Source organism: Pengzhenrongella sp., from assembly GCF_036565025.1.
Classification (GTDB): domain Bacteria; phylum Actinomycetota; class Actinomycetes; order Actinomycetales; family Cellulomonadaceae; genus Pengzhenrongella.
Map to the genome: position 1 here is coordinate 1 of NZ_DATCNW010000168.1, position 4,839 is coordinate 4,839.

At 71.1% G+C, this 4,839-nt stretch carries 6 protein-coding genes; all 6 read left to right on the plus strand.

Annotated elements, in window-relative coordinates:
* On the plus strand, nt 1-625 hold a 625-nt coding region (locus VIM26_RS09695), incomplete at its 5' end, for an IS6 family transposase (protein WP_331950566.1).
* 238 nt (nt 626-863) lie between these two features.
* A complete protein-coding gene (locus tag VIM26_RS09700; protein WP_331950568.1) occupies nt 864-1,715 on the plus strand; it encodes an SPFH domain-containing protein in 852 nt (283 codons plus the stop codon).
* Between the two features lie 32 nt (nt 1,716-1,747).
* A complete protein-coding gene (locus VIM26_RS09705) occupies nt 1,748-3,049 on the plus strand; it encodes a glycosyltransferase (RefSeq protein WP_331950570.1) in 1,302 nt (433 codons plus the stop codon).
* Complete coding sequence (locus VIM26_RS09710; protein ID WP_331950572.1) at nt 3,036-3,599, plus strand: acyltransferase; 564 nt, start codon at nt 3,036-3,038, stop codon at nt 3,597-3,599. The genes VIM26_RS09705 and VIM26_RS09710 overlap by 14 nt, the downstream gene beginning before the upstream one ends.
* Complete coding sequence (locus VIM26_RS09715; protein WP_331950574.1) at nt 3,596-4,462, plus strand: methyltransferase domain-containing protein; 867 nt, start codon at nt 3,596-3,598, stop codon at nt 4,460-4,462. The genes VIM26_RS09710 and VIM26_RS09715 overlap by 4 nt, the downstream gene beginning before the upstream one ends.
* A partial coding sequence (locus VIM26_RS09720) for a hypothetical protein (protein WP_331950576.1) occupies nt 4,459-4,839 on the plus strand: 381 nt, incomplete at its 3' end. The genes VIM26_RS09715 and VIM26_RS09720, both read left to right, overlap by 4 nt.

Here is a 4,839-nt window from a genome sequence, read left to right on the forward strand (position 1 = left end):
GCGCTGGTACCTGCGCTACGGGCTGTCCTCTCGCGACGTCGAGGAGCTGCTGGCCGAGCGTGGGATCGAGGTCGATCACGTGACGGTCTATCGCTGGGTCCAGACCTTCACGCCGGAGTTCATCGATGCTGCCCGACCGGCGCGCCACGCGACGGGCGACAGGTGGTTCGTCGATGAGACCTACGTCAAGGTCGCCGGCCGCTGGACCTACCTCTACCGCGCGATCGATCAGCACGGCCAGGCCATCGACGTCCTGGTCTCCGAACGCCGCGATCGCGCGGCCGCTCGAGCGTTCTTCACCCGCGCGCTGACCCGCGGGCCCGCGCCCGTGGAGGTCACCACCGACCGGGCACCGGTCTACCCGCGCGTGCTCGATGACCTGCTTCCTGGCGCGCGGCACGTTCTGGAGCAGTACGCCAACAACGTCGTGGAAGCTGATCACGGTCGGCTCAAAGCACGGCTTCGCCCGATGCGCGGACTCAAGACGATCCGCTCCGCGCGCACGGTCGCCGCCGGCCACGCGTTCGTGCAGAACCTACGGCGCGGCCACTACGAACTCGCGACCGACTCCGCACCCCATGATCGCCTGCCAGCAGCGTTCGCCGACCTCGCGCAGTGCCTCTGAAATCCAGCCACCGGCGGACGCAACGCAACCTCCTCCGCGCGGGTCAATCGATCAACGCAACAGCGCCGATTCGCCTGGTCGGCGATGTCGCCGACATCGTCTGCGCCGCACTGCCGAGCGAGGGGGGAGGCCGTCGCCGCAGCGGCCTGATCTGGACCTGTGCCCGGTCGGCAAGGTTCAACGCGAACCCCCGCGGGGCTACCTTTGAGGTGAGGCCGGTGGTCGTCGAAAGAGTCAGGTGGGCGGCGCGGCCGGATACGAGGGCGAAATGATCATTGTCTATGTTCTGCTCGCGGCTATCGCGCTGGGTGTGGTGTGGCTGGGGGTGAGCGGCCATGTTGTCAAGCAGTTCGAGCGAGGTGTCGTCTTCCGGTTCGGACGGGTACGGCCCGAGACCCGCGGGCCTGGGCTCGCCTTCATCGTGCCGTTCGCGGACCGTCTGCAGAAGGTCAACATGCAGATCGTGACGATGCCGGTGCCGGCGCAGGACGGCATCACCCGCGACAACGTGACGGTCCGGGTGGATGCGGTCGTCTATTTCAGGGTCATCGATCCGGTGTGCGTGGTTGTGGACGTGCAGGACTACCAGTCCGCGGTGGCGCAGGTGGCGCAGACGTCACTGCGTTCGATGATCGGGCAGAGCGATCTGGACGACCTGCTGACCAACCGGGAGCGTCTGAACCAGGGTCTGGAAGTGATGATCGACAGCCCGGCCCTGGGCTGGGGCCTGCACATCGATCGGGTGGAGATCAAGGATGTGGCATTGCCCGAGTCGATGAAGCGGTCGATGTCACGGCAAGCGGAGGCCGAGCGGGAGCGGCGGGCCCGCGTCATCACCGCTGACGGGGAGCTGCAGGCCTCGGACAAGCTGGCCGCCGCGGCCGCGAAGATGGCCGCGACACCCGCCGCCATGCAACTGCGGCTACTCCAAACCGTCGTGGAGGTCGCGGCTGAAAAGAACTCGACGCTCGTGTTGCCGTTCCCGGTCGAGCTGCTTCGCTTCTTGGAGCGCTCGACACCCGGCGTCGCCGGCCGGCCTGCCAGCGCGGCCACCGCACCCGGCGAGGTGACACCTTCGTCCTCGACGTAAGTCCAACTGAACGGTATTGGGCCTAACCCTTCATGAGCGGGACGCGGGTCGGGCTGGTGTGCGGCTACCTGGACCCGACGCGGGACGGGGTGGCCGATTACACGCGCCAGCTCGCAGTCCACCTGCGCCGCACCGGCCTCGAACCGCTCGTCGTGACGACTTACGAGTGGGCACGGGCCGCCGGGGAGGGTGCCGTCGGAGTCACTGAGCGATGGGATGTCGGGGGAGTCGCGGCGGCCGCCGGGGCACTGCGCCGCCTAAGCCTCGACGTGGTGCATGTGCAGTTCTCGCCGTCGGTCTTCGGTTCCTCGCGCGCGATCGGCCTGCTTCCCCTGTTCCTGCCGGGGCGCATTCCCCTTATTGTGACGTTGCACGAGTACGGCGTGTGGTCCGGGCGCGGCCACAGCCGCCGGGTGCGTTCCGCGCTGTGGTCGGCGGCCGAACGGCGCGGGTACGCCGACCGCGAGACGATGCTGCTGGCGCCCCGGGCCGCTTGCCTGCTGGTCCCGTCGCCGGAGCATCTGGACGTGCTGCGGGCCCGCTTCCCCCGCAATGCGCCGGCCACGCTCGAGGTGCCGATCGGCCTCAACGTCGAGCTCGCGACGGGCGATCAGGCCCAGGCCCGGGCCGACGTGCGGCGCGAGCTCGGCGCGGCGCCCGACGCCCCGCTGGTTGTGTTCTTCGGCTTCCTGCACCCGGAGAAGGCGCTCGATCGCCTCATCGCCGCGGTGGCCGCCCTACGAGCGCAGCGGCCGGAGGTCCAGCTGCTGCTGATCGGCGGAGCGGAGAGCCACTCCGTGCCCAGCGCCGCCGCGCACCAGCTGCGCCGGGAGCTCGAGGAGGTCGCGGCGGCGTGCGGCGTGCAGGATCAGGTGCACTTCACCGGCTACCTGCCCGGCGCCGAGGTCTCCCGGCTGCTCCACGCCGCCGACGCCGCGGCGTTCCCGTTCAACGCCGGCGTGACCCGCAAGTCCGGTTCGCTGCTTGCCGCGCTCGCGGCCGGGGTACCGGTCGTCGCCACCGCACCCCCCGGCGAGGCGCGCGGGCCGAGCGAGGCCGACGGCGTGCTCCGGGTGCCCCCGCGTGACACTGCGGCGCTGGCCGACGCGCTGGGGCGGGTGCTCAGCGATCGTGCCCTTGCTCATCGGCTCACGGCGGCGGGTCGGGTGCTGGCGGCGGGCCAGAGCTGGGGCGCCATTGCCGCCGTACACGCCGAGGTCTACGCCCGGGCCCTGGCCGCCCACCGAGGCGGCGACTCGTGGACAGCAGCAGCCAAACCGAGCAGGGTGAAGCCCTCGACAGCGGTGGAAGGGGACGCGGGTGTCATTGCGTGAGCGGGTGGTGCAACGCGCCGGGGGGCTGGGGGCGGCGCTTCGGCGCGGGCCCTCGGCAGTCGGGCGGCCGTCGGGAGCGAGGGAGACCGAGGACCCGGCGCTGTTCCGCCCGCTCGTGTACGGCGACCCTTCGCGCCTGCACATCTCCCCAACCGCGGTGGTCAACAACGCGCTGTTCAACCTCTCGTCCGGGGAGATCACCGTTGGCGAGTACGCCTTCTTCGGCCACAACGTCTCTGTGCTCACCGGCACGCACGACTGGACCACGTTCGGTGCGCAGCGCCAGGTCGCCGTGCCGAAGTCGGGACGCGACGTCGTCATTGAGGAGGGTGTGTGGGTGTCCAGCAATGCCATCGTCGTCGCGCCCTGCCGCATCGGTGCACACGCAGTGGTCGGTGTGGGCTCGCTGGTGCTGAGCGACGTCGAGCCCTACACCGTGGTCGCCGGCAACCCCGCCCGTGTCCTGCGGACCATCCCCAGGCCCGGTGAGGCCGAGGCGGAGAAGATGGACCCGGACACCGGCGCCGCGGGAACCGTGCCGGCCGGATGACCTCGGCAGGCACCGACCCGCGCGGACAGACGTCGCCCGAGCGGATGGAGGCGCTCGAGGCGCAGGTGCGCGATCTCGCCCGTGAGCTGGCCGAGACCTCGCAGCGGGTGGCGGGGCTCGAGACGGAGCTGCGCGTTCAGATCGACGGCAGCGGGCCGCGCTTCGCCACCCTCTACGCCGACTTCACCGACCGCTTCCGGGGGCCGACGGTCGAGGTCACCGCGAAGCTCGCGGACTACCTACCCGACGTGCGCCGGCTCATCGGCGCGGCTGCGCGAGCCGGCGCGGCGGGCGCCGGGGTCGTGGACGTGGGCTCCGGGCGGGGGGAGTGGCTGGCGCTGCTGCGCGACGCCGGCGTGCCCGCCTCGGGCGTCGACGCCAACCCCGTCTTCGTCGAGGCGGGCCGGGCGCGTGGTCTCGACCTGGTCCACGGCGACGCCGTTGCGCACCTGCAGGGCCTGCAGCCGGACACGGTAGATTTGGTGACCGCGTTCCACCTCATCGAGCACCTCGATGTGGAAAAGCTGCTCGCGCTGCTGGCCGCGGCCCGCCACGCCCTGCGTCCCGGGGGCTGCGTGCTGCTCGAGACACCCAACCCGAGCAACCTGCGCATGGCGGCCTGCGACTTCTACAACGACCCGACACACCGCTCACCGCTGCCGCCAGCCTTGACCGAGTACCTCGTGTCCGCGTCCGGCTTCGGCGAGGTCGAGGTGCGGCCCCTGCACCCCAACCGATCCCCCTTCGAGCCCGCCGGCTCCGGCGCCGGTCAGCAGGTCGAGCAGTTGGTGGCGCTCACGCTGTACGGACCCCAGGACTACGCCGTCCTCGGCTACAAGCTGCAGCCCGCGGACCGAGCGTGAGCGTGCCAGGCGTGCCGGCGAGCGTGCGGCGGGTCCTCTACCTCGACGGATACACCGTCCCGGCAGAGCGGCCGGAGCCCACCGGCGCCGAACCGTCCAGCGACGCGATCGGGTATGGGATCACAGCCTCGACGGCGATCCGCACCGGGCTGCGGGCCGCTGGCTGGGACGTCGTCCGACCCGAGATCGCCGGCCCCGCCGACAACGACGAGCGCGTCGCGCGGCTCCGGTGGCAGCTGTCGTCCTACCACGGAGTGCTCGACGTCTTGAGCACGTCGCCGCCCGACGTCGTCTTCTCCTTTCACGCCTTTTCCACCTTTCCGGTCGAGATCCGGCGCATGCTCCTCGACCTCGGGCTCGAGTTGCCGCTGGTCGGC

Bases quoted from the DNA above. Each gene is read 5' to 3' on its own strand.
- VIM26_RS09715 (WP_331950574.1), top strand. From the start codon at position 3,596: ATGACCTCGGCAGGCACCGACCCGCGCGGACAGACGTCGCCCGAGCGG.
- VIM26_RS09705 (WP_331950570.1), top strand. From the start codon at position 1,748: ATGAGCGGGACGCGGGTCGGGCTGGTGTGCGGCTACCTGGACCCGACG.